The sequence below is a fragment of the Vibrio chemaguriensis genome (assembly GCF_012275705.1).
Lineage (GTDB): Bacteria > Pseudomonadota > Gammaproteobacteria > Enterobacterales > Vibrionaceae > Vibrio > Vibrio diabolicus.
Map to the genome: position 1 here is coordinate 63,127 of NZ_SHOE01000004.1, position 25,954 is coordinate 89,080.

Genomic DNA, 25,954 nt, shown 5'->3' on the forward strand with positions numbered 1-25,954 from the left:
AGTGGTATCTAGACTTAGAGCGCCTAGTTTTTAGTGTTGTCGCCACTCGGCTCAAAACTGTTATCACGCTTGCTATGCTGCCTTTCCCACTCTAGTTGAATTCAACATGGATATAGCGGTCATTGGAGCGACGATAATAACGATCATCCACTTTTAAATAGGTGAAATCTCCAATCTTTATATAGGTACTATTACGAGGAATTCGGTCGTGGTAGTAGTAACTGCGTCTTGGTCGTCGAGACTCCACATAAATAACGTCACGATGTTTATACTTATGTTTATGCTTGTGCTTGCGTTTATGATGATGGTGATGCTCATGATGGTGATCATATCGATGACCATGCCTATGTTTCGGGTCAGCCATCACTTCTGTACTAAACACACCTAAAGACAATATAACGCCAACCATGGCAAAAGATAATTGCTTTGACACAACAGAGCCTCTTATTCATATCAACATCGATATAATAGAAGGGTGAATCACTGTACATGTCAGCCTTTCGCTAAGGAGTTTTACTTAAAAGTCAGAGCTAACCGTGATTATCAGAGAAACGTCAAACTTCAAAAATGCTGATGACTTTGAGTGGCCTGGATTCGGCTATGAATACAAAAAAACCGCCCGTTATACAACGAGCGGCTCAGTTTTTAAATCAGCTAGCGTGATTTTATACTGCTTGGGCAAACAGCAAGAAACAGCCGAACAGGAAGATCATGCTCATTCCCATTACGCCGCCACCAGCTTCATAAATATTGTCATCTTCTACTGGTACTCGACGCACTTTCATTGTCATTGATAATGGGACAAAGACCGCGAGAAACACAAGAATAATCCCCGCGTAGCTAAGAATAGCCAAGAAGTGTTCTGGCGCAAATACAGCACCTAGTAGTGGTAGCACAAAGGTGGTAACAAAAATCACCGGCTTGCTTGCTTTCAGTAGGTCTGCATTTTGATCGTATAGCGCCATTGCCACACCTAAGAACGACGTTAGCAGTGCTAACCCAGTGAACATGGATAGGATAAACTCCAAACCTTCGTATTGCTGACCTAATACCGAGATTAACTCTGTTACATTGGAGTATTGAACAAGCTCATGAGGTGGTAGGTTACCGACAACTGCTAACAACCATAATAGGTAACAAACAAGCGGAATAGTTGAACCCACGATAATCATATTACGCAGTTGTGTTTTGCTCGCCTCTTTGTTGTAAGTTACAAGCGATGGGATCACGACCATAAAACCGAAACTGGTGAAAAGCACCGAGCTTGTCTTAATTAGCGCCATCTTATCGTCACTCACGACTTCATCAAGTCCCTCAAACGAGACGCTTGGTGCAAGCGCAAAAAGTGTCAGGATCAACGCCACGATCATGCCTAGGAACAAACCGCGATTAAGCTTATCTACAACCCCTGTACCTGCCGAAACAATGATACCGACTAAAAGAGTAAAACCGACTTGGCTTGCGATCGTAGATGTTGGCAGCCCAATTGAGGCTGTTACTTTTTGTACGAGATCACCCGCACCAATGATATAAGCCATCAATAGACAAACTAACAGGGCGTAAAGCAAGCTGTTGGTTACCAACTGGCCACCTTTACCTAGCGTTTCGCGAGCAATTGCATTCATGCTCACGCCGCCGCCTACTTTGCAACTGGCCTCAAGAAGGAGCAGCGCAGCGTAAGTCGTCCCAGCCCAGATGAATAACATAAGAAGAGTGCCCCAGAGGAGGCCAAATTGAGCAAGCACCATTGGTATAGCAAGCATACCAGCGCCAAGAGCAGTACCTGCAACGATCAGGGAGCTGCCGACAAGTTTTAGGTTCACGGTTAATACCTCTAAATTCAATCCGTTTATTTCTCGCCAGTTGTGCTACATCCAAAGCACACCCAACAAAACGCTCTACTCAACCAAAATTTGGTTACAAGAGCACTATGTTACAAGAGCCTTGTATGGCTAAGAAAACATGCAGCAAAAGGTGGTTAATTCAATTGCACATGAACACTTGAGAGTCGTTTTGGGCGATGTCATCGTTGATGAAATGCGCACAACTTTGGGTTCGAAGCAAAATTGTTCATCTTAATTCATCAACCCCATTCGTTGTGAATGGATTTGGTTCGAAAAGATTGTAAGGCATAAGCAGGACGATTGAAAAGCAAAAGGTCAATCTTATAGCGATATATTTTAACAACTCTCCTCATTCACCTAAGATGTGTTGTTATTTTCATCACTAATCAGTCTTTTATCGCCTAATGAGAGTAAGAACATGCTCAACCGCTCAATTTTGGATGGGTGTACAAATTAATTTACAGTTCAAGTAAAGGTGTTAGATTCCAGGGGCGTAGCCTAGATCGGACAATATCGCTATTATTCGCTGCGTACCGACACCGTTCGGTTCACATACCTCTAAACACTGATTTACGGTTCGAAACTATAGGTAAATGAGTGTCCGAATGCTGGGTGTGGTTCCCCAGCATTTGCATCCTTTCTTTTAGGTGTTATCCAAACTGTCTAAATCTAAGCTAGCCTGCCCATTCTATTAATACGCTTTATCTAACGCTCCGATGATATAAGTTAATGCTGAAACGCCCATATCCGCGACCTGCTTCTCAGTCACACTCATATTTTCATACGCAATCTGCAACTCTACCTCACCTATCGATTCTTTATGAAGATAAAGCTCTTTGTAGTTCATCAACCTCTGTTGAGACTGTCGAGTCAGAGCGACAACATTTTCTTTAGTGACACGATGCTGCTCATTAAGCTCGCTAAATAATTGATCTAAAATGCGTTGCATTTTGCGAATTGAGGATTTTGTCTCGATTGATTTGTATGATTGATACTTTTCCATTGAGTTTATAACTGACTAAAATATGTACATTTTTATTAGATAGCTATTCTTATACTGATTGCAAAACAGGTAAATATGAGATGGTTAAACTGGTCCACTTCTTGCTTTATTTAGGTCAAAACTGTCCTTTCAGGAGAGCACATGCAGGTCGATCCTATTATTGAAGCACTGATTGCGAGAAGGAAAGCGAGTGGCCTCTCCCGTGAACAAATGGCAAACATCGCAGGGATGAGCGTGAAAACGTATCAACGGATAGAGCGTGGAGAATCCGACCTGAAACTTTCCCAATATCGCTCCATACTGCGCTCTCTGCATTTGACCGATCTCGACATCGCATTGGATATAAGAGACGTTCAACACGTAACAGCAGATGATCTAATGGCCGTTGCACGCTTGCTGTCTCCTGAAGCTCAGTCCCTACTTGTTCGCCTGTTATCGCTCGTTATTGAACAGCGGAACACAAAAAGCGGCTCATAACCTTATGACTGATTAAGAGCAATAAAATTCCCGCTCGGCCTATAATATTCTCGAATTATGGCCTTCGTTCCCTTTTTCATTGATTCCTCTTTTCACGCTTTATATGACAGTCGCGTTGTCTGTTCTACGCCTCCCCAAAACGAATAAAACCCGCAGCTTGGCGGGTTTTAGGGCTGTATAAGAAAATACTTCGTTTAATGTGTTTGGGATTTTACTTAGTAAAAATCCTTAAACTCTGGAATCCTCGCCTTACCTCTCAGCAATAAGAAGTTCAAGAATCGGCTCGTCGACGTAGTGAGTATCTTCTCTTCTTCCACACCGTGTTTTTCCAGCAAAGCAATCGCCAAATCTAACTTAGAGATCTCTTCACAGAAGTGCGCATCAGATCCGGTACTGAAGTAAACGCCAATCTCTTTGCCCAGCTCGACAATGCGATCACAACGGGAATCACTACCCTTACGGCTTTTGCCTGTCAAAGATGTATTGTTAACTTCAACCGCAACATTGTGCTCTTTAGCACAGCGCAGCACCTGTTCCATATCGAATGGGTAATTTGGGTTGCCTAAGTGACCGAGAACATCCACCCTGCCGCTTTTAATCGCATTTATCAGAGCGGCAGTATGCTCAGCTTCGGTTGCGGGCTTGAATACGGGTTCATGGAAACTCGCAATCACCCAGTCAAGATGTTGGTCAGAAGACGATGGTAAGTCTATCTCCCCTTTCACATTCAGCGTGTTGGCTTCGACACCACGGAGAATACCTACATCGTGTAAAAAGCGGGGCAAAATTCTTTGATTATTGAAATGCCAGTAGTGAGGGGCTCCTGGCATTTCGGGAGCATGATCGGTGGTACAAAGAAGTTTTAGCCCCTTATTCTTGGCTGCCAATGCGTTCTCTAAAATGGTGCTGTAGGCATGTCCACTGGCAATAGTATGGGTGTGGCTATCAACGACGATATCCATGGTGACCTCCTAAATTGTGGACGAATTATCGAATTTCGAACGAACCGTTTTGATTGAGAAACAGCGTGAGATCCGCTGGAATTGAGTGATTTAAAACCTTATCTACATTTACGGCATCTGAGTTCAAATAAAACTCCAATGCAGCTTCTGGCTCAGTACCACCACGAATCTTACGATTGACTAAACGCTCTTGTAGAAACTCAGGCTGTGTATCTACAAAGACGGTAAAATCGGCCAAACGATGCAGTTCATTCCACACCGGTTCATTAAGCAGTAACCAATTCCCCTCAACGACAACCACATTCCGATTTACCAAAATGGCGTCGTCGACTGGATCATGCAAATTGCGGTCGTAGTATGGCCATTTTGTATCTTTCATTTTGAGCTGTTTGAGCTTGTCGATAAGCTCCGTCAGATTAAATGTTTGATAGGACCCCTTAATACTGCGCAGAGGCACGAGCTCGCCATCTCGTTCAATCGTATTGTTGTCGAGGATCTCATTTGGATAGTGGAAACCATCAAACGGCAGCACTTGTAAAGGCTCTTGGCTTTCATCATGTTCAGAGAGATATTCCCAGAACGCAGCAAGGGTTGACTTACCGCTGCCCGGAGGGGCACACAAGAACACCACAATGCGTTCCTGCTTCTCATGATAAAGACGGGTAAATTTTTCGATAAGAGGTTGATGGATTCGCTTTACGTCGGCATCAGGAAAGGTAGCTTCGGTTTCAAAACCACTGACGTTTAAATTCACTTTCATGGTGAACCCTTATTGATTGATCTCCCCTTCGATTCTTTCTATCAACATTTCACACGACAGCTTCAACACTGTTTTGATGAGAGATTCGTATCTCATTTGCGAAAAGGACTCAAACGAAGAGAACTTAAGCTGATTGATCGACTCAAGATAAAAGCTGTCTTGCTGAGAAGAGAGTACCGCTTGGTTTTTGATGAAGTCATAAATCACGTCATCCGCGAATTCGACTTTCTCCGGTTGGCTAACCACATACTCCAACACCTGATCGTACAACCCGATATCGGCGTAAGTTTCCAAAGAGATTTTGCCCATCGCAAACATCAGCTTCGATACCACATCGGTTGTTGCTAACGGACCATCTTCTTTCAATAAAGGATCCACAGCATACTCCTTCACAAGGTCGTCTTGAACGAACACTTTCGGAAGCAGTGCTTTTAACTTGAGGTTAATTATTTTGTTAGAAACCTGAAAAAACGCAGTGGCATTTTCGCACTCGTCCAGTTTCTCCAGTAATTCATCTTCACGTGACAACGTATTATGACCTCTCCATTGTGTGGCAGCGCAAAGGCTACCACACAAATTCGTTGCAACTAAACCGTTAAGCTCACGTCATAAAACTCAAGTAACGCTTTTTCTGCATGTGTGTTCCACACATAGTTATTAGCGTTCAAAATTGCGTCTAATTCGGCGAAGAACGGGTCTTGGTCTACCAACGATAAGAAATCATCAATCGCGGTCAATGGCAGGTCAATATGCGGGTAAATCAACTTCTTACCGCCCGGAATATCCAACTGATTCAAAATCGTATGGGGTGCAGCTTGTAAGCCACCAACATGCGTGATCATGAACGATGGATTGATCTTACCTTGTGAGGAAAGCTCTATAGATTCCACCATGTCACCCTTTGAACCACCGGACGTCCCTACAATATGGGTTGATTCGTAATGCACGTTGTAAAAGTTAAACGGCACTTTGAAGTTCTTATCCGTTGGGCCAGCAAAGAAATTCAAGCAACCATCATTGCCAAGTAGCTCATCCGCTTGCTCAAGCACTTGAGCAACCGCCGCGTAGACCATTACATCGTCATAACCATTGCCACCGTTGAGTGCTTTGAGATACGTGACCGGGTCGTCGATTTGAGCCGTGTTCACGTAGTGCAGTTCTACGCCCTGCTCTTTGGCTTTTGCAACGGGAATGAGGCTTTCAGCTCGGTCTAAACGCGCGGCGTCGATGTCCGTCACCACGATCAGTTTTGGCTTTACAGGGCCGTTGATCGCATAGTCAATCGCACCAATGCCCATTGGGCCAGCACACGCAAGTAGCGCTAATGCTCCGCCCTCTTTGATGCCCATATCGTGCTCGTACACGTATTGCGTGGTGTGGTAGCTCGCATGGTACGCACCGATAATGCAAGACATTGGCTCAGCCAGCGACGCATCAGCAAAGTAATCGCCGTGGTAAGGCAGCACGCAGCCTAGGTCGATAGCGATTTTAGGAATAATGGAATACGTCGCGTTGCCGCCAAATGTCTCATAGCTGTAGCCCGCCGAGTAGCCTGTTGGCAAGCCCATGGCAGGTTGCAGAACAAAGTAATCGCCAGCTTTGAATCGGTCTTTTAGATTCTCACCGACTTCAACAATCACACCTGCGTATTCATGACCTGTCATCACTGGCACTTCGTCAATGTTTTCAGGAACGCGTTTGTGTTTGCTACCTAACAATGCTGCTTTGTAAGTGGATAGACAAATGCTGTTTGAAATGTTTTTAACCAGAAGTTCATCGGCTGAAATGCTTGGCAAATCAAAAGTTCTTAGTTGAACGTTTTTCTCACCACAGATAACCGCTGCCGTTGTTTGTACCATGATTTATCTCCTAAATGGGGCGATACCTGCCGCCCCAAACTGCATTGTTAGGCTGGTTGCTCAGTCGCGACCGCTTGTTGCTTAATCTTGTCCATCAGCTCGTCAAGCGCTGGGTCGTTGAGGAAGTTCTTGATCGTTACGACTGGTAAACCTGTCGCGTTGACTGCGCGGCTTTCTAAGCTCTCGTGCGTCACGACGATGTCGGCTTCACTCGGGACTTTCTCGATGGCAAAGTTCTTCACTTCAATCTCTATCCCAGCTTGTACTAGCTTGCGTTTGAAGGTCGAAGCGCCCATTGCACTAGAGCCCATACCTGCATCACAAGCGAATGCGACGAATGAAATTGGTTTGCTTAGTTCTTGCGTCGTAGCAGCTGCAACTGGCTTAACTGCGCCTTCCGCTTTCATCTCTTTCATGTCAGAAACTGACTTCTCAAACTCGCTTTCTTTTTCTTCTGATTTGCTCACCTTCAGAATCGCACTTGCTACCAAGAAAGAGACAATCGTTGCACTTGTCACACCTGCGATGGTCGCGATGAAGCTACCTTTCGGAGTAAGAGCAAGGTAAGAGAAGATAGAGCCTGGACTTGGACCCGCGACCAAACCGGCATCGAATAGGTTGAAGGTTGCGATGCCTGTCGCCGCACCAGCAATCATTGCCACAATCATGATTGGTTTCATGAGTACATATGGGAAGTACAGCTCATGAATGCCACCAAAGAAGTGAATGATGATGGCACTTGGCGCAGAACGTTTAGACAAACCCTGACCAAACTTTGCGTAAGCCAGCAGCATACCAAGACCTGGGCCTGGGTTAGACGCCACCATAAAGAAAATGGACTTGCCCGTTTCTGCGGCCGCTTGCAGGCCTAGTGGGTAATAAATACCTTGGTCAATGGCGTTGTTCAGGAACAACACTTTTGCTGGTTCGTTAATGATCGCTAACAGAGGCAGGAAACCCGTCGCAACCAACGCTTCGATGCCTGATTTCACAAACAAGTTTGCTGCGGTGACTGAAGGGCCAACAATCTCGTAGGCGAACAAACACAACAACATACCGACGATACCCAACGAGAAGTTGTTGACCACCATCTCAAAACCAGAAGGGATGCGGTGTTGAATACGTTTATCCACTTGCACCACAACCCAAGCACTCAGTGGGCCCATGATCATTGCGCCAACAAACATCGGTATGTCAGCCCCGACAATCACGCCCATCGTACCGATAGCCCCCGCTACCGCGCCGCGTTTTTCACCAACAATCTGACCACCAGTGTAACCAATTAAAAGTGGCAGCAAGTAAGTGATCATTGGCCCCACGAGTTCGCCAAAGGCTTCGTTTGGCATCCAGCCCGTAGGAATAAAGAGTGCAGTAATAAAGCCCCAAGCGATAAAGGCTCCGATATTTGGCAGCACCATGGCGGTCAAATGACCTCCGAAGGCTTGCACATTGGCTCGCATGTTTGCTTTCACGTTATGTTCCTTTTAGTATGCTTTTATTATGTCTAGCACTTGTTCTTTGGAAGAGGCTTGTGCCAGTTTTGCAATGTTCTCTTCATCCACAAACATCTCGCTCAACGCTTGAATCACCTCAATGTGGGTATCAGAGTCTTTCGCAGCTAAGGTAATAAGAATATTGGCCGGACCGAGATCCGATCCAAAATCAACAGGTGATGGGAAAATATGAATGCCTAAGCCTGTTTTTAAAACACCAGTTTCAGGTCGGGCATGAGGCATTGCCAATCCAGGGCATAACACATAGTAAGGACCGTTTTCTTCCGTTGAACGGATGATTGCATCAGCATAATGCTGGGAGACGTAACCTTTATTTTCTAGGTATTGAGTGGTCTTTTTAACCGCATCTTGCCATTGGTAAGCGCGATCATTAATTACATCTACTAGTTCGTGGTCGATTAACTCGTACAACATATTTAACCCTATCAACAGTTCGTCATCTGATGGGTTAATTATCAATAACAGAGTCCCAACCGCGCAACCGAGCTACTTTTGCGCTTCGAGTCACACTTTAAAGCCTGTCAATTTGTTTAAATGGACAGAGCTCAAAAATCCCACACGTAAAAAATCTACAAATTTTATTTGAGCAACAAGTCAATAGACGAATTTTGAATACAATCACCTTCTCGAAAATATTCTTAAAGTTACATTATTTAAATCAGATCACATTAGACCTATTGACTCGATATAATTCGTGATTAATTTCAAAGTTCATTTCGGGCTGTTTCTTGATCACTCGCGCTCAAACGTAGATAAGCATCACACTTGTTGGCTAGAAAAAATAAAAAAGTCACTGGCTTTCAGCAAATTGCAGACACAAAAAACCGCCATTCAGGCGGTTTTGATCAGTCCGCAGACCAAACGGATCGTATGTCTGGCCATCCCCAGTTTGTGAGTGCGACATCTTCCAAGACCCCTTGAAAACGTAGCGTCTGAGTATGGTGAAACATCGGTGCAATCCAATATTCGCTAATCAATGTGGACGCAATCGGCTCTAACGCGCTCAGATAATCTTCAAGCGGTGAGAATGCGCGGACATTTTCCATTTGAGCATCCAACCACGCCGCATTTTGCGCCCCTAAGGTGTGGTAAAGCACGGCGTTGCTAAAGAAGTTGCTAAACGCAGACGCATGACGGTTATCGTCCAAGTTAATATTGGTGACAACCAGAGTCTCATCAAGCGTACCGTTTTTGGCTTTCTCGCTCAGTTCACGGTAGGAGTACATAACGATCTCGACTCGGCTGCCCGCATGTTTTAGACGCGAAGAAATCGCTCGTGCACACCGGCGTAGTGCCGTGTAATTGTACCCTGCGATGGTGATCAGCTTTGGCAACTTGACCGCTTCTCCAAATGGACGCAACACCGGTTTCCAGTTAGGCAATAAGTTATAAGCAGGTATGCTCCCAAATATAATGTTTTCATTACGCATCACTTCAGCTAGCTGTTCAGGTTGAATCAATTCACTGATGTATCGGCGCTGGGCCTGAGACAAAGCGTGCTTTGCATGATGGTTAAACAGCGCGAACAAACAACCGTCTTCCGTTCGACTGCGTTTACTCGCTGGTGATACTTCACTGTTTGGCGTCGACATATAGTGGCTGCACATGTCATCAGCAGAATCAGGTTCTGGTTGCAATGTGTTTGCGGCAAGCGATGGATTTTCCATCTGTTCATCGTTGACGATCCATATCGTCACAAAATCCGTTAATACTCGACACGCGTAATAGCCATCAAACGCTTGCAGTTTCAAACGGTTTTCACTGTGCTCAACGACGGAAAATGGACCACTCCCCACCACCAACTTGTTGTTAGCAACGTTCACCTGACTCACGGGCTGAATGCCATATTTCACGCCAGAAATAAGTCCAGCAAAACCCAAGTCAGGTCGGTTAAGCTTAAAAACAACCTTCAATGGATTAAGTGCCGTAATGTTGGCAACATGCGCCAGCTCTTTTTCGTAGTATTCCAAAGAGCTTAATTTGGCGAACAAACTGACAACCGTTTCAGCATCAATTGGGTTGCCATTATGAAAAGTCAGACCCGGACGAAGATAAAATGTCCATTCGTACAAGCTGTCATCATAACGCCAATGATGAGCCAGCTCTGGCTGCACCTGCCCGTTGTAATCGCTCGAAACCAAACAACAATAAATTTGGCGAAGCAAAAAACGTTCACTACTTCGCTGCAGTTGATGCGGAACCACACGCTCGAACATACGTTTGTAGGTCAGTTGAATGTTGAGCTGACCTTCTTGAACCGATGCGCCTGACGTTGTTTTCAATAAACGTCCAAACGCAACTTCATCCTCATCTAATATCGCGAGCGCTTTCTCATACTTACCTCGCTTAATACGCGCGAGAGCTAAGCTTTCTTTTAAAGCCTCTAACTCGATATTGAGTACGAGGGTCGAACGCTGATTTCTTCCTGCTTTCGGATACCAACTCAACCACATTTTATCCTGCATTTGCGATAACAGGCTGCGCGCATGCCGAGGAGAGGTAAACAATAAATCGGCGATTTCTTGCAATGTAGTTTTCGTTTCATCACCAACATTAAACGAAAGCAAGCGTTGGTAATAACGAAATAAGTTGAGATCAGACACCGTACGTACCTTAACTCTAGGAGGCCATTGAATAGGCGTATTTTACTGAACTTGGCGGCAATAAAATAAGAAAACTTCCAAACACTTTGTTCCCCTTTTACTAGCATTTCGTCCCTATATTGTAGGAAAACCCCACCAATTCGGTTTTATCAGGAATAAAGCGAAGAAATCTACTCTCTTTTTCGCCTCCCCTTTTTTCACCATACTGATTTAGCGAGCAGGAAATATAGAAAATTGTTCATAACCTAACCCCCAAGCAGAACTTAGCTCCTGATACCACACCCCCAATTCGTCGTATCTTTAAGTTCTGCTTTTTTACTGCCAACAGTTGCGCCTTAGAAAAAGCACACGTACACTTAATCGTAATTCGACGATTAACTATAAAGGTCTGCTCATGAGCAACAAATGCAGCGAAACATGCGAAATTGCTTTTGAAGCCACACAAAAACAACTGGATAAAGAGCAAGCACTCGCCGCTCAAGCAAAAGCGCTGTCTCATCCTGCTCGCTTACGCATTCTGCATATTCTTCACACTTTAGACACTATGGGCGGCTGCTTAAATAGCGATTTAGTCTCTGAGTTAGGTTTAGCGCAATCGACCGTATCAGAACACTTACGTATTCTAAAACAGGCAGGGTTTATCAGTGCAGAACCTAACCCGCCAAAGGTTTGTTACCGCATTCAACGTGAAAAACTGAACGCGTTTAACGCTCAATTTTCCGGTTTATTTAGCTAAGACACGTTGCGCGCTTTCCATGCGCGCAAAGATAAACTATAACCTTATATATCGCCTTTCGACGATAAACGAATAGAGACCACTATGACGACTGAAGTTTTAAATAGTGCCAGCGAAAAAATGAGCTTTCTTGACCGCTACTTAACGGTTTGGATCTTTGTCGCAATGGCCATCGGCGTGGGGATAGGCGCAGCCTACCCGCAAGTAGCAGAATGGAACGAAGCAATGTCCGTTGGTAGTACGAACGTACCACTCGCCATTGGTTTGATTTTGATGATGTACCCACCACTCGCCAAGGTGAACTACGGTCTATTAGGAACGGTAACGAGAGATAAAAAAGCCATCACGCTGTCTCTGGTTATGAACTGGATCATCGGCCCAATCCTGATGTTCGTTCTTGCTTTAACCTTTCTTGGTGATCATCCAGGTTACATGGTCGGTATTATTTTGATTGGCCTTGCACGCTGCATCGCTATGGTTTTAGTGTGGAATGATATTGGCGGCGGCAACAAAGAATATGGCGCGGCCTTGGTGGCATTAAATAGCGCATTTCAAATTCTGACTTACAGCGTTATGGCTTGGCTATTCATCACCGTACTTCCACCGTTCTTTGGCTATGAAGGTTTTGTGGTTGATATTTCCATGGGAGACATTGCGGAAAGCGTATTGATTTACTTAGGTATTCCGTTCCTCGCTGGTTTTCTCAGTCGTAAATGGTTAGTCGCTGCAAAGGGTGAGAAGTGGTACAACGATGTGTTTATTCCTCGAATTTCACCCATTACTTTGATCGCTTTGCTCGCCACCATCGTGCTGATGTTCAGCCTCAAAGGAGAGATGATTTTACAGCTACCAATGGATGTGTTCCGCGTGGCAGTCCCACTAGCGATCTACTTCGTATTGATGTTTTTTACCAGCTTCTTTATCGGGAAGAGAATGGGCATCCCCTACGATAAAAATGCCTCCATTGCTTTTACGGCGACGGGCAACAACTTCGAGCTGGCGATCGCGGTTTCCATTGCTGTATTTGGCCTGAACTCCGATCAAGCATTCGCTGGCGTGATTGGTCCGCTAATCGAGGTTCCCGTTCTGATTGCTTTGGTTAACGTCGCACTGAGGATGAAAACCAAATACCAGAGCTAAAATTGGAAACATAAAAGATCGAGCCAAACAGCAATATTAAGTACTAACTGACGACAGTTTTTATGTACTCACTGGGCGTTAAACCAAACTTCCCTTTAAATCGTTGGCTAAAACGGCCTTCCGATTGATAGCCACACAACTGCGCGAGTAACGCAACGTTGTATGAACCATTTTGCATCAGGTAGAGTGCGTGATTTAAGCGCACTTCTGCCAGCACTTCGCGATACTGAGTGCCCTCTTGCTTGAGTTTGCGTATCAACGTTGCTCGGCTCATAGCAAAGCGCTCAGCAACAAATTCTAAAGGGTGGTCATCGCCCGGAGAGCGTGACAGATAGCGGCTGAGTTTCTGACTGAACGAGGTATTGGAACTCGAGAAAAGCCGATGCAATAGTCCTCGCTCTGCTAACTGCTGATACAACCCCATCATCCAATAACGTTGCGTCGCTTCACTTAAACTTTCCCGTTCAAAAGAAAACAAGGCATTTAATGTCGCTTGCAGTGCTTTGTCTGTCTCCACCGCTGGGACGTAATTTCCCAATGCATTACTCATACTCAGCTCTAACATTTCATCGCTAGGTACGCAGTGAAAACTGAACATTCGTGAAAGAAAACGCCCTTGTTGAGGAAGGTTTTCAAAATTCAGCGAAGCGTTTGCTTCACAAAGCATGATGTTAGGATGAAGAATATCAAACGCTTCGTCTTTCCAAAACAGACGCTTACTCCCTTTAATGATCTGGATAATACTCGGGGAGTGAATCCTGACGTTACGTAGCTTTTGCTGCTGCTCCGCACGAAACAGCGTCACTTGATATTGATGCCCCATCTTCTCCCCTTAAGCATTTAATTATCGCGTGTAAGTCGCGGTTAACTTCGCGTTGTCCAATGCGACACTATTCAACGTAAATCCCACAACCGCCGCTGGCGTGTTCTCATCCAAGTTCAACTTATCACTCGGCAGCGCCCAAACGGTAAACTGGTAGCGGTGCATACCATCTTTTTCTGGAGGACATGCGCCGCCAAAACCAGTAGTACCGTAATCGATACGAGACTCCTTACCGCCGAGCTTGCTGATATCAACGCCACGAGGCAGCTCGTTAACTGAGGCTGGAATATCAAACGCTATCCAATGCCAAAAACCACTGCCTGTTGGTGCATCAGGATCGTACGCGGTAATCGCAAAACTTTTTGTACCCTTTGGAACGTCTTTCCACATCAGTTGTGGAGACTGGTTCGCACCATCACATCCCCAACCTGAATATTCAAATGTCTTCGCCATTGGATGACCTTCTTGAATATCTTTGCTCGTTAGTTCAAAAGCATGGGCAGAGCCGATAACTAAAACGCTAAGGGCCAAAACAGACTTGTGAATCGCTTTCATGTGTTTATTCCTTTCAATGAGTTCAATTCAAGTCTATTCATCAACCCAAGCCAAGATACATCAATAAGTATCACAAAATATAAAACCATCGTCTATTTTGATACTTTAAGATTCAAACATAAATTTCTTATTCTCTGAGTTGCATCTGGTTTATGCTAACCAACCGCTCAGAGAACAAGGAAGACAAAATGGAACTGGATATCTACGTCGTTGACGCATTTACAGACACGCAATTTAAAGGCAACTCAGCAGCAGTCGTACCCTTGCAAGAGTGGTTAGAACCAGAGCTAATGCAAAACATTGCAGCGGAAAACAACCTCTCTGAAACCGCGTTTGTTAAAACGATTGGAACGAATCAATATGAAATACGCTGGTTTTCGCCACTCACAGAAATCGACTTTTGTGGACATGCAACGCTCGCCGCTTCTATGGTGTTGTTCGACCAACTAGGCGTTACAGGAAGTATTGAGTTTCACACATTAAAAGTGGGCACCTTAACCGTAATTAAGAACGCACTTGGCAAGATTGAAATGACATTTCCGACAAGAGCGCCACACCCCGTCAACGCCATTCCTACGCAATTAATTGAGGGATTAAACTGCGAAGTAACACACGTACTGCTTAGCCCGCAAGCTTACTTCGTCATCGTGGAAGATGAGCAAACCGTTTTCGATGTTCAATATCGATCCGACCAACTGAAACAACTCGCCCCTTACGATGTCGTCGTCACATCAAAAAGCAGTCAATACGACTTTGTATCTCGCTACTTTTGGCCAGCAAACGGCGGAGATGAAGACCCTGTCACAGGATCAATCCACGCAGGCTTAGCACCATATTGGGCGCAAGAGCTCGGCAAAGCATCTTTAGTGGCGTATCAAGCATCAGCGCGTGGTGGCGTTCTGTACTGCGAAGTCAAAGAGGATTGCGTCAATGTATCTGGTGATGGTGTGTTGTATATGAAAGGCAAAATTTACGTCTAAGTGTGCCTCGAAGATTGGCGTTAACTGTTTTTATCCTTGAGAGCCTAGCCGCCCGCTAGGCTTTTCTATTTCCTGCTGCTTCTGCGTTAATCGTTACAAAGGTGTTCGACAATACACACTGGAGAGCCTATCTCACAGTCATAACCCGTTGCAGTAATTTCCCCTGTTTGAGGATTTCGACGAAAGCTCACCACATTGTTGGAATGTTGATTGGCAACCAACAACCACTTTTGATCATGAGACAACACAAAATCTCGTGGAAAAGCCCCTTCACAGTGAATGGCTGCTCGCCTTTTTGGCGTATCGCCAGACACATCAAACACACTGATTTTGTTCTGAGCTCGGCAAGAGACATACAAAAACGTTTCATCTTGCGAAAGACGAATCGCCGCCGCCGCTTGCTGATTCTCTTCCCCTTCTAATAATTCTGTTTGATTCGAGATAAGCCACTTATCTTGGTGCTTAACCAGAACAATCAAGGTTTCTGACAGTTCGCAAACCACATACGCTGTAGACTCTTGTTGGTTAAACACCACATGGCGCGGTCCCGAACCTGCGGGCAAATGAATCACTTGCGACAGTGAAAAATCCGGCGGCTGGGCATCGTAATCATAAATAAGGACGCTATCGCTGCCTAAGTCTACGACAACCAATTGATCACTGTGCTTTAAAAACGTGACTTGATGAGCATGAGGAGAAGTTTGGCGTTCTAAATTCGGCCCGCATCCATCAACGTATAAATCCGTCAATAAACCTAGCGGTTTACCATCGCGATCCAATTGAAATACGCTAACATTTCCAGAGCCATAATTAGCGACCGCCAACAACGGTTTTTTGATATCCAAATGACACGGATAATCGCCATTAATCGGCAAAGAGACGGATTCACTACCGCGAAAAAACGCGAGCTCTGCACCTTCATTTCTATCCATTTCGCTAAACGTATACAGCCCGTGTTCGGTGGTCGTGAGATAGGACGGATTACGTTGAACTACAACATCGTCAAGCCGAGTCAGTTCACCCGTTTCAGTGTTCAGCAATAGACACGCAATGCCCGTGCTCGTACTCGGAGGGTTGGTGTAAGTGCCAATATAAAAATGCACGTGACCAGTTGTTGTCATGGATGGCCTTATATGAGTGATTCGTATTATTCAACACCTTGCCTATTGTCATGGCCGACCGCAATCCATTTTACGAATCAACCACTTAAAATGTGAAGTGATTTCTAATTCAGAATCAATTGACAACTTGCAGCCTCAACTAGCCTAGTGTTTATCGCTGGGCATTTAATTTTACTTATCAGGAAAAACCTGACCTCGTTCAAGGTTTTTTCATTCCACCTCGCGACAAGCTTGTTCCAACGCTAAGCCTCTCTATTTAAAAAGAATCGCTTGTAGATAAAATGCTAAGCTCTAAAAAGAAATCGTCATGGATGGCAGTTAGCGACGGGTTGGCGGGCTCAATCAACACGCTCCCGTTCACAAGTTATCTATTCATGCATTACTTCTTCAAAGGAAGCACCGCACTATGAAGCGAATCATTTTTGGCACATTGGTTATTGCCCTTTTAAGCGCCTGTTCAAAAGATAACACGCACCAAGCGCTTGGCACTTTAGAACGTGACCGCGTAACGTTTACTGCCACATCTAATGAGATAATTAGAGCCCTTCCTGTCAAAGAAGGCAGCTTGGTCAGTGAAGGGGAAGTGTTGGTTCAGCTCGATACCAAGAATCAACAAGCCGTTCTTGCACACGCCGTTGCCGAGCAAGCCAAAGCCGGAGCGTATTTGCTTAAATTGACCAATGGTGAACGTCCAGAAGACATTGCTGCCGCATCGGCACGCGTAGCCCGAGCGGAAGCGCAGCTCACCGAAGCGCAGAAAAACTATCAACGCAAAGCCGAACTGGTGCGTAAAAAGCTCATCAGCCAATCCGAAAAAGATTCCGCTCTTGCGGCAAGGGACTCGGCGAGAGCGGAATTAGACTCAGCAAAAGAAGAGTTCAGTAAGCTCACCGCAGGTTCTCGCCTAGAAGACATCGAACAAGCTAAAGCCGCTTTAATGGCGGCAAAAGCCGAAGTGGCGTTGCAAGAGCAAAAACTGGCAGAACTCACCATCACGGCTACGCGTGACGGTACGCTCGATAATTTGCCTTACAATCTTGGCGAACGCGTACCAGTGAACGGTGTGGTTGCCGTGATTCAAGCCAACCGCGTGCCGTATGCGCGAGTGTATGTTCCTGCCGATTATCGAATCGGGTTTATTCCTGGGAAAACCGTGACGGTAAATGTCGATGGCCTGGAGAGTCCATTACAAGGCACCGTTCGTTGGGTGGCTAGTGAGCCGTCATTCACGCCCTACTTCGCACTAACCGAAGAAGAACGTTCACGATTGATGTATCTAGCAGAAGTTGATTTACCTGAGTCTGCAAAAACGTTGCCGTCCGGTGTGCCTGCCCAAGTAGATTTGGTGGAGTAAGCCAATGACCGAGTATGCAATTCAAGCTCAAAATGTGGTCAAAAAGTTCGGCGACTTTACTGCCATTAATAACATCACACTCAACGTGCCCAAAGGCAGCATTTACGGATTTTTGGGGCCAAATGGTTGTGGTAAGTCGACCACCATTCGTGTGCTCACCGGCCTTCTTAGCCCCAGCGAAGGCAGTGTGGATGTGCTTGGGTTAGAAGTCCCAAAACAATCCGAACAACTGCGGCTCAAAATTGGCTACATGACACAAAAGTTCTCGTTGTACGATGACCTATCCGTTCAAGAGAACCTTGAATTTATTGGGCAAATTTTTGGTTTAAGCAGCAAGTCGCTGAAAGAGCGGATAGAAGAGCAGCTCACCACTTACGGGTTGGATCAATTGCGCAAACAGCGCGTAAGCGGCATGAGCGGCGGTCAAAAGCAGCGCCTTTCACTCGCCGCGGCGACCATGCACAAACCCGAACTGCTATTTTTGGATGAGCCGACATCCGCCGTTGACCCCGAAAATCGACGCGATTTTTGGGAGCAGTTGTTCGACTTGTGCGATCAAGGTACGACGATTTTGGTCACCACGCATTACATGGACGAAGCGGAACGCTGCCACCGTCTGGCGATCATGGAATCGGGCGAAATTCGTGCCGATGGCGAACCCGAACAGTTAATGGAACAGATGGGCGTTAATATCATTGAGGTGAAAGCCGACAAACTTCGTGAACTCAAAGAAAAGCTGATTCAACGTGACGAAGTTCGCTCTGCGGCGCAGTTGGGGATTCGTTTACGCATCCTTATCCACCAGCATGTCGAGCAGCCGATTGAATGGTTAAAGCAGACGTTTCCTGAACTTCAAAACGCTGAAATGAACCACGCTCGCCCAAGCTTAGAAGATGTTTTTGTCAGCGTGACAGGGAAAGGCCGCCAATGATGAAACCTATCGCTCGCATGAAAGCCGTCATGATCAAAGAGATTCGCCAACTTTCCCGTGACCGAATCACGTTTGGCATGGTGGTGATGATCCCGCTTATCCAGCTTTTGCTGTTCGGCTTCGCAATCAATACGGACATTCGCAACATTCCGGTAGGTGTTGTCGACCAAAGTGGCAGTACCGCCGGGCGGATCATTACCCAGTCCGTCAAAGTCACTCAAGTGGTGGATATCAAAGAAACCTATGCCACCGCGCAAGAGGCTGAACAAGCGATTCAAGATGGTATTGTGCGCGCTGTGCTGATTTTGCCAAGCGATCTCACACAACGCATGATGCAAGGTCGAGAGCTTGGGCAATGGATTGTGGATGGGTCAGATACCATGATCAGCTCGGCAATATTGTCGTTGCAAACCATGCCATTGACCGATTTTGATTTCGAGATTCGCCCAGCGCCAAGCAAAACATTCGAAGTCGCACTCTACTACAACCCAAGTCGACGTTCTGCGGTCAATATCGTACCCGGCTTACTCGGTGTGATTCTCACCATGACGATGATTTTGTTCACCAGTGCCGCGATTGTACGAGAACGTGAACGGGGAAATTTGGAGCTATTGATCACCACGCCCATCCACTCGATAGAGCTAATGGTGGCGAAAATCGTGCCGTATATCTTTGTCGGCTTAATTCAGGTTTTCATCATTCTAGGATTGGGACATTGGATTTTCGGCGTACCTATTAACGGTGCAATCAGCCAAATTCTGTTTGGAACCTTGTTGTTTATCGCCGCCAGCTTAACTTTAGGATTAGTCATATCCACCATCGCCACAACACAGCTTCAAGCGATGCAAATGACGGTGTTCATTCTTCTGCCTTCGATTCTGCTGTCTGGATTTATGTTCCCTTACGAGGGTATGCCAGTCGCAGCACAGTGGATTTCAGAAGCCCTGCCCGCCACTCACTTTATGCGCATGATTCGAGGCATAGTGTTGCGAGGAGCGGATCTGATGGACTTATGGCGAGATACCCTTTGGTTGCTCGGGTTTACCGTATTTGGATTGGTCGTTGCGTCACTGAGGTTTAAGAAATCGCTCGATTAAACTTGCCAATTTTTCTCTTCCGCAGAAACAAAAATAGCCTCGACAATGAGGCTATTTTTGTTTGGATATTCAAATTTAGTTTTACCGGACTTAACTAAGCAACTCACCTTAATAATATTCGCCGTACGAGCAGTCTCGTAAGTCTGAAATACTGTAGTTTTTCAAAGAGTTGATTTTAAAGTTAAACACCACCTGTTTACAGACGACACCTTCACGATCAGTATAGGTAATAAAGCCTTCACTGTAAGCACGTTTGCCATCAGAAGACGTAACATCGGCCACGAGCTCTAAATGCCCTTTGTGCGCCTCTACGCGATTCATCATCTCAAACACATCCATCCATTCTTCGCGATTTGCCATTTGTATCAACATGGATTTGGCCTGTGTTTCCAACTGCTGCGGATACACGTAATAACGGTTGTAACCAAAGTATGCGCACATCAGTAATAAAACGAGTGCAAATGAGGTTGTTCTTGTCATGCAAGCGGCCTCTTGTTGTTATAAAAATCCTGCTTCGTTAGTTCAGTATAGGAAGCGAGCAAAGTTTAGGTCATGGAACTTGCTCAAATAACAGAGAACAGTCAGAGACAGTCAATTCTATGAAAAGCTCAGTACCGGTTTTACTTATGAAACATGACAAACTCTAAGGGCTTGAACTATGGGATATGCACACCGATCTGGGTTGTCACCATGCGGTGATCTGAGCCTTGAGGAAAAGCAGAGGATTCACGAGAGCATATGATTCGCTGTTCTTGCTCAGATTTTAGCCACAAATGATCAATGCCTATCATCATCGGCTCTGGCACGTTGATGCCTTTGATGTTAGTTGGCCAGCTCGTCACTGGCGCAGTTTGAAAACTCGGGAATAGCGCAGAAAAACGAGGGCTAACCGAGGAGAGATTGAAATCCCCCACAACCAACACCTCTGGCTCGGGATAAAGCGCGATCAGCATTTCTATGGTTCGCACCAGCGCATTTCTTTGATGCCAAAGCTCGCTGGTTCTTGGTGACGGTGGATGAGCCGCAAACAAAGAGATCGGTGCTTGACCTTTAGGCAGCCAAACCGCTCTGATGACTTCTTGTCCATTTGGCGCACGATAAACCGAAACCTCCGTGATGGGGTGTCGGCTAAGAATCATCAAATTTGAAGGGTATCCCACGTCACGTTGACCACCATAATAATGCGGATAGACATCATCCAACATGTGCAAAAGGCTGCCAACACGAGGCGTCAGTTCTTGCATTACAACCAGATCAGCAGGATGCCTCAACAGATAGTTGATGAACTGATTGATGTCTGAGTTTTCGTAAAAAAGATTGAATTGAATGACGCTCAAAGACTGCGAGCAAGACGCCACATGGCTGCGCTGCGGCGGAACAAGTAACAAGACAAACAAAATAGCGACAAAGGCAGAAAATGCACTTTGCAACCATCGGTGAGCGATAAAAAACGCCGAGGCTAAAACAACGTAAGTGAACACAATGAGGGCGGGAATCGAGGTAAGATTCTCCGCCCACCAAATATGTTCAATTTGCCTGACCGCCAGCCAAATAAGAGCGGGTAGGAGCAATATGACCCACTTAAAAACACTCGACACACGCACTGCTCGTTTCGCTATTACATATCATAAGCTTAAATGCAATTTCTCAACTCGCCAGTGCGTGAAGCGTTGATGTCGTTGATGTTAGACGTGGTGTACCGCCTCCTCGACAGGCTCTGGTTGACCGGCCGTTTCACTGATTTCAATCTTCACCGCTGCGACTTTGAATTCAGGAATTTTCGCATGCGGGTCCGTTGCCGTAGTCGTCAAGCGGTTGACTGGCGATTCAACGAAATGGAACGGGATAAACACGACGCCTTTTTGCATTCGCTTGGTCACAAACGCATCAATTTCGATGCAGCCACGACGAGTCGACACTTTTAAGCGCTGACCATTATGGATACCAATTGCTTCAGCATCTTCAACACTGATCATCGCTCTTGGCCCAGCAAGGTTATCCAACCCTTTCGTTTTGCGTGTCATCGTACCGGTGTGGAACTGTTCTAGCACACGCCCTGTTGTAAGCACCAAAGGATACTCTTCATCAGGCAACTCCGCTGCATAACGGAAAGGCACGCCCACCATTTGCCCTTTCCCTCGGGTAAATTGGGTTTGGTGCATAATACGAGTACCGTTTGGATTGTTCTTGTTACTTGGCCATTGAACACCGTTCGGCGTGATCGCGTCCCAACGTAACCCTGCATATTGCGGCGTTACACGCGCGATCTCGCTAGTGATTTCAGAAATGCACTGGTAATGCCAATCGCTGCCCATCGCGTTTGCGATCGCTTGAATGATCCACCAATCTTCTTTCGCCTCATCCGGCGCTTTCACTGCCGCATTAACGCGCTGCACGCGGCGCTCAGTATTGGTGAAGTGACCGGATTTTTCCGCAAATGAACAAGAAGGCAATACCACATCGGCGTACTGCGCCGTCTCGGTGAGGAAGATGTCTTGCACGACCAAGAAGTCGAGTGCTTCCAACCCTTCAATCACGTGTGCTTGGTTTGGATCGCTCAGTACTGGGTTTTCGCCCATGATGTACATCCCGCGAACTTCTCGTTTGCACGCCGCATCGATGATTTCCGTTAGGGTAAGCCCTTGCTCAGAAGGTAAGTTCGGCGCATCCCACTCAATCGCGAATTTCTGACGAACAATCGGGTTATACACTTTTTGATATCCCGGATAACAGTTCGGTAAAGCGCCCATATCACACGCACCTTGTACGTTTGATTGACCGCGCAGTGGGTTAATACCACCCCCCTCAATACCGATGTTGCCACACAACAATTGCAGGTTTGCAATCGAACGAACGTTATCGTGCCCTGTTGTATGCTGGGTAATACCCATTGAGTAATACACCGCCGTGCGTTTTGCCGTACCGATCATTCGCGCCATCGCGAAAATATCGTCCGCTTTTACGCCCGTCACTAACTCAACTTTGTCTAGGTTGTACGCTGGCGACATCACCTCTTGAAGCAAGGTATCAAAGCCGTCGACGCGCTCTTCGATGTATTCTTGATCATACCAACCATTTTTGATGATTTGCTGCATCACGCCATTGAGCAACATAACATCCGTACCCGGTCGATGCGCTAAGTACAGCTCTGCATGTTCGGCCATGTCCACTCGTTTCGGGTCTGCCACAATCAAGCGTGCCCCGTGATGACGAATCGCCTGCTTGATGTGCGAAGCGATGATCGGGTGCGCAGATGTGGTGTCAGAACCGATAATAAAGATCACATCGGAATGCTTAATGCTTGGAATGTCGTTGGTCATCGCACCACTCCCCAACGATGCTTCAAGCCCTGTCACACTTGATGCGTGACACAAACGTGCGCAGTGATCAACGTTGTTCGTACCAAGTTCACGACGGATGAATTTTTGAAATGCGTAGTTATCTTCGTTAGTGGTTTTCGCTGAAGAGAATCCGGCCAGTGCGTTGCTACCAAAATCTTGCTTGATCGTCGAAAGCTTCGAAGCCACGAGCTGAATCGCTTCGTCCCAACTTGCTGGCTGCAACCAACCATCTTTACGAATCAGTGGTGTCGTTAAACGCTCTTCGCTGCTAATGAAATCAAAACCGAAACGGCCTTTCACGCACAGCATACCTTGGTTAACTGGCGAATCCGCACCTTTTACATAGCGGATTTTGTTTTGTTGCTCATCGACAAACATGGTCAACTTACAACCCACACCGCAGTAGGTACAAATGGTGTCGACGGCTTTTAGATGTTCGGTTCTACCTTGAGAACGATCACGGCTGTCCACCATCGCGCCCGTTGGACACGCCTGAACACACGCCCCACATTGCACGCATTTTGAATCGCCCATAAGCGTCAAACCGCTGCAACTTGCGCCTTTTTCATCGGAGCGGAATCGTGGACGATCATCTGGTCGTAAAGCTGGTCGGCCATTTTTATCCGACACAAAACTCAACACACCATGTACCGCTTGCTCACGGCATGCTTGAATACACTGACCACAACTGATGCAGCGGTTAGCATCAAATTCAATGAACTCAGAACTGCGGTCTACTTCGTATTTGTGACGAAGATCTTTCGCACGTAAATCGAGCCAATCTTGATGACCAATCACGTTAGCAGAGGAAACGTCCACGGAAACATCGAAATGTTGCTCGGCATGATATTCCGTTGAGTAATCTCGCAAGGCACAGTCGGTATTCGCTTGGCAACCACACTCTAAGCAGCGCGCCGCTTCTTTCATGGCCTCTTCGTTATCAAAGCCCAGTTCCACTTCAGCAAAACTCTGATCACGCTGTGCTGGCGTCAATTCCGGCATGATTGAACGAGCAACTTTTTGGATATTTTCGAAATGAAGTGGGTCAACCTGCGCCAGTTTTTTCTCTTTACGAGAGTTGAACGCAGGTTTCGGCATATCCGCCATATCACCATTGAGGAACAGATCAATCGCTTTTGCCGCAACTCGCCCATCGCCCACCGCTTCAACCGCTGTTGCAGGACCACGACGAAAATCACCGATACTGAAGATATTGCCCGTACCCGTGTGCATGGTTTGAGCATCGGATTCAGATGTGTTCCAACGCGTTAGAGGAATGGAGAGCTCATCGTTTTCTAAGAAGCTGAGATCCGGCTTTTGCGATACCGCTGCAATCACGGTATCAAATGCTTCAGTAAAGAACTCACCCGTTGGTTTCGGACTACGACGACCAGACGAATCTGGCTCACCTAACGCCATTCGTTCTAATCGAATTGCCTTCACGCGGCCGTTTTCATCCGCGATGTTTTGCGCCGGATTCGTTAAGAAATGGAACTTCACACCCTCATGTTCAGCTTCGACGATTTCGTAGTCTTCGGCTGGCATTTCGTCGCGAGTTCGACGATAGATCAAAGTGGTATCGGCACCCGCACGACGCGCCGTACGCGCACAGTCGATCGCAGTGTTACCACCACCAATCACGGCAACTTTGCTGCCCGTCGCGTAGTTTTGTTCTGTAACGTAATCTTTCAGGTAATCAACACCGAGATAACAGCCGTCCAAGTCGCTACCAGGATAATTCATTTCTACCGCTTGAGACGCCCCCACTGCCAAACAGACAGCATCGTAGCCTTCACTCAATTGAGACAGCGTGAAATCAACACCAAGCTTTTTGTTGGTTTCAACTTGCATACCGTTGCGGCACATCAATTCGATTTCTTTGTCTAGAATGTCTTTAGGTAGGCGATATTCAGGAATGCCATAGCGTAGCCAACCGCCTGCTTTTGGCATGGACTCAAATACGGTGACGTCATAACCTTCATTCGACAAGTAATAACCTGCCGTTAAGCCACCGGGGCCACTACCAACAACGGCGATCTTGCGATGCTTCGCTGGTTTTTTCTCTGGGACATACGCTTCATGCGCCGCTAAATCTGCGTCTGCGGCATGGCGTTTGAGTTGGCGAATGGCAATCGGCTCATCCACCAAAGAACGGCGACACTCACTTTCGCAGAATGCCGGACACACACGCCCAATCGATAACGGCATTGGTAGTGTGCGTTTAATAACTTCAATCGCTTTTTGATGATCGTTTTGCGAGATATGGTAGAGATAAGATTGGATGTCTACCCCAGCAGGACACGCCGTTTTGCATGGAGCTTCACAGTCTGCGTAGTGGTCCGTCATGATTCGGTTGAGCGCTTTTCTGCGGTGCTCACTAAGTTGTTCTGATTGTGTGACGACATTGAGACCGCGGTACACTTTGAGATCACAGGCGCGCTTAGTTCCGCCACTTTCCACTTCGACCACACACAAATCACACGGAATTTTCTCGTTACTTTTGTTCATTCCGCACAGTGAAGGGATTTCGACCCCGCACACTTTGGCTGCTTCCAGAAGGGTTAGCCCCTCTTCTACAATTCTATATTTTCCATCGATGACAATTTCTATCATACAACCCCCGAAGCAGGCACACTAAACCTTACATTCTATAAGGATAAACCCTACCATGGAAAGTTCGTGTGACAAAAAACTCACTAGCGAGATATTTCTTAGCGATTAATATGTCCAATTGACTTTAAGATGTAGAACTCATTATCTCGAAGGGGGTCGGTATAATCCTTGACTTTACCCCTAGGGTAACCTTTATTATTTAGTGGTTACTCGATATATAAGCTCATTTTGACTGGAAACC

General features: G+C 46.2%; 23 protein-coding genes. 7 read left to right on the plus strand and 16 right to left on the minus strand.

The window, feature by feature from the left end; all coding sequences use genetic code 11:
* Positions 1–91: 91 nt before the first annotated feature.
* The 3 genes from EX191_RS05790 to EX191_RS05800 form a co-directional block, all read right to left on the minus strand.
* Positions 92–433, minus strand: a complete 342-nt coding sequence (locus tag EX191_RS05790; RefSeq protein ID WP_081441257.1) for a VPA0510 family protein — start codon at positions 431–433, stop codon at positions 92–94.
* Positions 434–665: 232 nt separating this feature from the next.
* Positions 666–1,823: an amino acid permease gene (locus EX191_RS05795; RefSeq protein ID WP_005391218.1), complete on the minus strand. Its 1,158-nt coding sequence runs from the start codon at positions 1,821–1,823 to the stop codon at positions 666–668.
* 712 nt (positions 1,824–2,535) lie between these two features.
* Positions 2,536–2,847, minus strand: coding sequence for a hypothetical protein (locus EX191_RS05800; protein WP_006742087.1), 312 nt, complete (start codon positions 2,845–2,847; stop codon positions 2,536–2,538).
* 141 nt (positions 2,848–2,988) lie between these two features.
* Here EX191_RS05800 and EX191_RS05805 point away from each other — a divergent pair, with 141 nt between their 5' ends.
* Positions 2,989–3,324, plus strand: a complete 336-nt coding sequence (locus EX191_RS05805) for a helix-turn-helix domain-containing protein (RefSeq protein WP_005391220.1) — start codon at positions 2,989–2,991, stop codon at positions 3,322–3,324.
* A gap of 215 nt (positions 3,325–3,539) precedes the next feature.
* Here the strand turns inward: EX191_RS05805 and EX191_RS05810 are convergent, their stop codons facing one another.
* The 7 genes from EX191_RS05810 to EX191_RS05840 all read right to left on the minus strand — a co-directional run bounded on the left by EX191_RS05810 (position 3,540) and on the right by EX191_RS05840 (position 11,022).
* Positions 3,540–4,286, minus strand: a complete 747-nt coding sequence (locus tag EX191_RS05810; RefSeq protein ID WP_006742088.1) for a phosphatase — start codon at positions 4,284–4,286, stop codon at positions 3,540–3,542.
* Between the two features lie 25 nt (positions 4,287–4,311).
* Positions 4,312–5,046 carry a nucleoside/nucleotide kinase family protein gene (locus EX191_RS05815; protein ID WP_005391222.1) on the minus strand — a complete coding sequence of 245 codons (735 nt, stop codon included), beginning with the start codon at positions 5,044–5,046 and terminating at the stop codon, positions 4,312–4,314.
* Between the two features lie 9 nt (positions 5,047–5,055).
* Positions 5,056–5,574, minus strand: coding sequence for an MltR family transcriptional regulator (locus EX191_RS05820; RefSeq protein WP_193447331.1), 519 nt, complete (start codon positions 5,572–5,574; stop codon positions 5,056–5,058).
* A 59-nt stretch (positions 5,575–5,633) separates the two neighbouring features.
* A complete protein-coding gene (locus EX191_RS05825; RefSeq protein WP_193447332.1) occupies positions 5,634–6,905 on the minus strand; it encodes a zinc-binding dehydrogenase in 1,272 nt (423 codons plus the stop codon).
* Between the two features lie 47 nt (positions 6,906–6,952).
* On the minus strand, positions 6,953–8,377 hold the full coding sequence (locus tag EX191_RS05830) for a PTS mannitol transporter subunit IIBC (protein WP_081442488.1): 1,425 nt from the start codon (positions 8,375–8,377) through the stop codon (positions 6,953–6,955).
* 12 nt (positions 8,378–8,389) lie between these two features.
* Complete coding sequence (locus tag EX191_RS05835; protein WP_005391226.1) at positions 8,390–8,833, minus strand: PTS sugar transporter subunit IIA; 444 nt, start codon at positions 8,831–8,833, stop codon at positions 8,390–8,392.
* 431 nt (positions 8,834–9,264) lie between these two features.
* Positions 9,265–11,022, minus strand: coding sequence for an SgrR family transcriptional regulator (locus EX191_RS05840; protein ID WP_005391227.1), 1,758 nt, complete (start codon positions 11,020–11,022; stop codon positions 9,265–9,267).
* 394 nt (positions 11,023–11,416) lie between these two features.
* Here EX191_RS05840 and EX191_RS05845 point away from each other — a divergent pair, with 394 nt between their 5' ends.
* Both EX191_RS05845 and arsB read left to right on the plus strand, forming a co-directional pair.
* A complete protein-coding gene (locus tag EX191_RS05845; RefSeq protein ID WP_005391232.1) occupies positions 11,417–11,758 on the plus strand; it encodes an ArsR/SmtB family transcription factor in 342 nt (113 codons plus the stop codon).
* An 84-nt stretch (positions 11,759–11,842) separates the two neighbouring features.
* Positions 11,843–12,898: an ACR3 family arsenite efflux transporter gene (gene arsB, locus EX191_RS05850; RefSeq protein WP_005391233.1), complete on the plus strand. Its 1,056-nt coding sequence runs from the start codon at positions 11,843–11,845 to the stop codon at positions 12,896–12,898.
* A 43-nt stretch (positions 12,899–12,941) separates the two neighbouring features.
* Here the strand turns inward: arsB and EX191_RS05855 are convergent, their stop codons facing one another.
* Together EX191_RS05855 and EX191_RS05860 are read right to left on the minus strand one after the other, a co-directional pair.
* Positions 12,942–13,721: a helix-turn-helix transcriptional regulator gene (locus EX191_RS05855; protein WP_046873725.1), complete on the minus strand. Its 780-nt coding sequence runs from the start codon at positions 13,719–13,721 to the stop codon at positions 12,942–12,944.
* Between the two features lie 21 nt (positions 13,722–13,742).
* Positions 13,743–14,276, minus strand: a complete 534-nt coding sequence (locus EX191_RS05860) for a YbhB/YbcL family Raf kinase inhibitor-like protein (protein ID WP_005391235.1) — start codon at positions 14,274–14,276, stop codon at positions 13,743–13,745.
* A gap of 188 nt (positions 14,277–14,464) precedes the next feature.
* Between EX191_RS05860 and EX191_RS05865 the strand changes: the two genes are divergently transcribed.
* Entirely contained in the window at positions 14,465–15,256 is a 792-nt protein-coding gene (locus tag EX191_RS05865; RefSeq protein WP_193447333.1) for a PhzF family phenazine biosynthesis protein, read from the plus strand.
* An 86-nt stretch (positions 15,257–15,342) separates the two neighbouring features.
* Here EX191_RS05865 and EX191_RS05870 read toward each other — a convergent pair whose 3' ends face one another.
* Positions 15,343–16,377, minus strand: coding sequence for a lactonase family protein (locus EX191_RS05870; RefSeq protein WP_193447334.1), 1,035 nt, complete (start codon positions 16,375–16,377; stop codon positions 15,343–15,345).
* Between the two features lie 406 nt (positions 16,378–16,783).
* Here EX191_RS05870 and EX191_RS05875 point away from each other — a divergent pair, with 406 nt between their 5' ends.
* From EX191_RS05875 to EX191_RS05885, 3 genes are read left to right on the plus strand one after another with little or no spacing between them, the layout of a single operon-like run.
* Complete coding sequence (locus EX191_RS05875; RefSeq protein WP_025442935.1) at positions 16,784–17,731, plus strand: HlyD family secretion protein; 948 nt, start codon at positions 16,784–16,786, stop codon at positions 17,729–17,731.
* Between the two features lie 4 nt (positions 17,732–17,735).
* Positions 17,736–18,662 (plus strand): ABC transporter ATP-binding protein, encoded by a 927-nt coding sequence (locus EX191_RS05880; RefSeq protein ID WP_193447335.1) that lies wholly within the window; start codon positions 17,736–17,738, stop codon positions 18,660–18,662.
* On the plus strand, positions 18,662–19,759 hold the full coding sequence (locus EX191_RS05885) for an ABC transporter permease (protein WP_005498311.1): 1,098 nt from the start codon (positions 18,662–18,664) through the stop codon (positions 19,757–19,759). The genes EX191_RS05880 and EX191_RS05885 overlap by 1 nt, the downstream gene beginning before the upstream one ends.
* A 108-nt stretch (positions 19,760–19,867) precedes the next feature.
* Here EX191_RS05885 and EX191_RS05890 read toward each other — a convergent pair whose 3' ends face one another.
* From EX191_RS05890 to fdhF, 3 genes are all read right to left on the minus strand, one after another.
* The gene (locus EX191_RS05890; RefSeq protein WP_005391248.1) at positions 19,868–20,239 is read right to left on the minus strand and encodes a hypothetical protein; all 372 of its coding nucleotides are present in this window, start codon (positions 20,237–20,239) and stop codon (positions 19,868–19,870) included.
* A 176-nt stretch (positions 20,240–20,415) separates the two neighbouring features.
* Positions 20,416–21,363: an endonuclease/exonuclease/phosphatase family protein gene (locus EX191_RS05895; RefSeq protein ID WP_193447336.1), complete on the minus strand. Its 948-nt coding sequence runs from the start codon at positions 21,361–21,363 to the stop codon at positions 20,416–20,418.
* Between the two features lie 81 nt (positions 21,364–21,444).
* Positions 21,445–25,713, minus strand: a complete 4,269-nt coding sequence (gene fdhF / locus EX191_RS05900) for a formate dehydrogenase subunit alpha (protein WP_193447337.1) — start codon at positions 25,711–25,713, stop codon at positions 21,445–21,447.
* Positions 25,714–25,954 lie beyond the last annotated feature (241 nt).

Bases quoted from the DNA above. Each gene is read 5' to 3' on its own strand.
- EX191_RS05800 (WP_006742087.1), bottom strand. From the start codon at position 2,847: ATGGAAAAGTATCAATCATACAAATCAATCGAGACAAAATCCTCAATT.
- EX191_RS05805 (WP_005391220.1), top strand. From the start codon at position 2,989: ATGCAGGTCGATCCTATTATTGAAGCACTGATTGCGAGAAGGAAAGCG.
- EX191_RS05810 (WP_006742088.1), bottom strand. From the start codon at position 4,286: ATGGATATCGTCGTTGATAGCCACACCCATACTATTGCCAGTGGACAT.
- EX191_RS05815 (WP_005391222.1), bottom strand. From the start codon at position 5,046: ATGAAAGTGAATTTAAACGTCAGTGGTTTTGAAACCGAAGCTACCTTT.
- EX191_RS05825 (WP_193447332.1), bottom strand. From the start codon at position 6,905: ATGGTACAAACAACGGCAGCGGTTATCTGTGGTGAGAAAAACGTTCAA.
- EX191_RS05835 (WP_005391226.1), bottom strand. From the start codon at position 8,833: ATGTTGTACGAGTTAATCGACCACGAACTAGTAGATGTAATTAATGAT.
- EX191_RS05845 (WP_005391232.1), top strand. From the start codon at position 11,417: ATGAGCAACAAATGCAGCGAAACATGCGAAATTGCTTTTGAAGCCACA.
- arsB (WP_005391233.1), top strand. From the start codon at position 11,843: ATGACGACTGAAGTTTTAAATAGTGCCAGCGAAAAAATGAGCTTTCTT.
- EX191_RS05855 (WP_046873725.1), bottom strand. From the start codon at position 13,721: ATGGGGCATCAATATCAAGTGACGCTGTTTCGTGCGGAGCAGCAGCAA.
- EX191_RS05860 (WP_005391235.1), bottom strand. From the start codon at position 14,276: ATGAAAGCGATTCACAAGTCTGTTTTGGCCCTTAGCGTTTTAGTTATC.
- EX191_RS05865 (WP_193447333.1), top strand. From the start codon at position 14,465: ATGGAACTGGATATCTACGTCGTTGACGCATTTACAGACACGCAATTT.
- EX191_RS05870 (WP_193447334.1), bottom strand. From the start codon at position 16,377: ATGACAACAACTGGTCACGTGCATTTTTATATTGGCACTTACACCAAC.
- EX191_RS05875 (WP_025442935.1), top strand. From the start codon at position 16,784: ATGAAGCGAATCATTTTTGGCACATTGGTTATTGCCCTTTTAAGCGCC.
- EX191_RS05880 (WP_193447335.1), top strand. From the start codon at position 17,736: ATGACCGAGTATGCAATTCAAGCTCAAAATGTGGTCAAAAAGTTCGGC.
- EX191_RS05885 (WP_005498311.1), top strand. From the start codon at position 18,662: ATGAAACCTATCGCTCGCATGAAAGCCGTCATGATCAAAGAGATTCGC.
- EX191_RS05890 (WP_005391248.1), bottom strand. From the start codon at position 20,239: ATGACAAGAACAACCTCATTTGCACTCGTTTTATTACTGATGTGCGCA.
- fdhF (WP_193447337.1), bottom strand. From the start codon at position 25,713: ATGATAGAAATTGTCATCGATGGAAAATATAGAATTGTAGAAGAGGGG.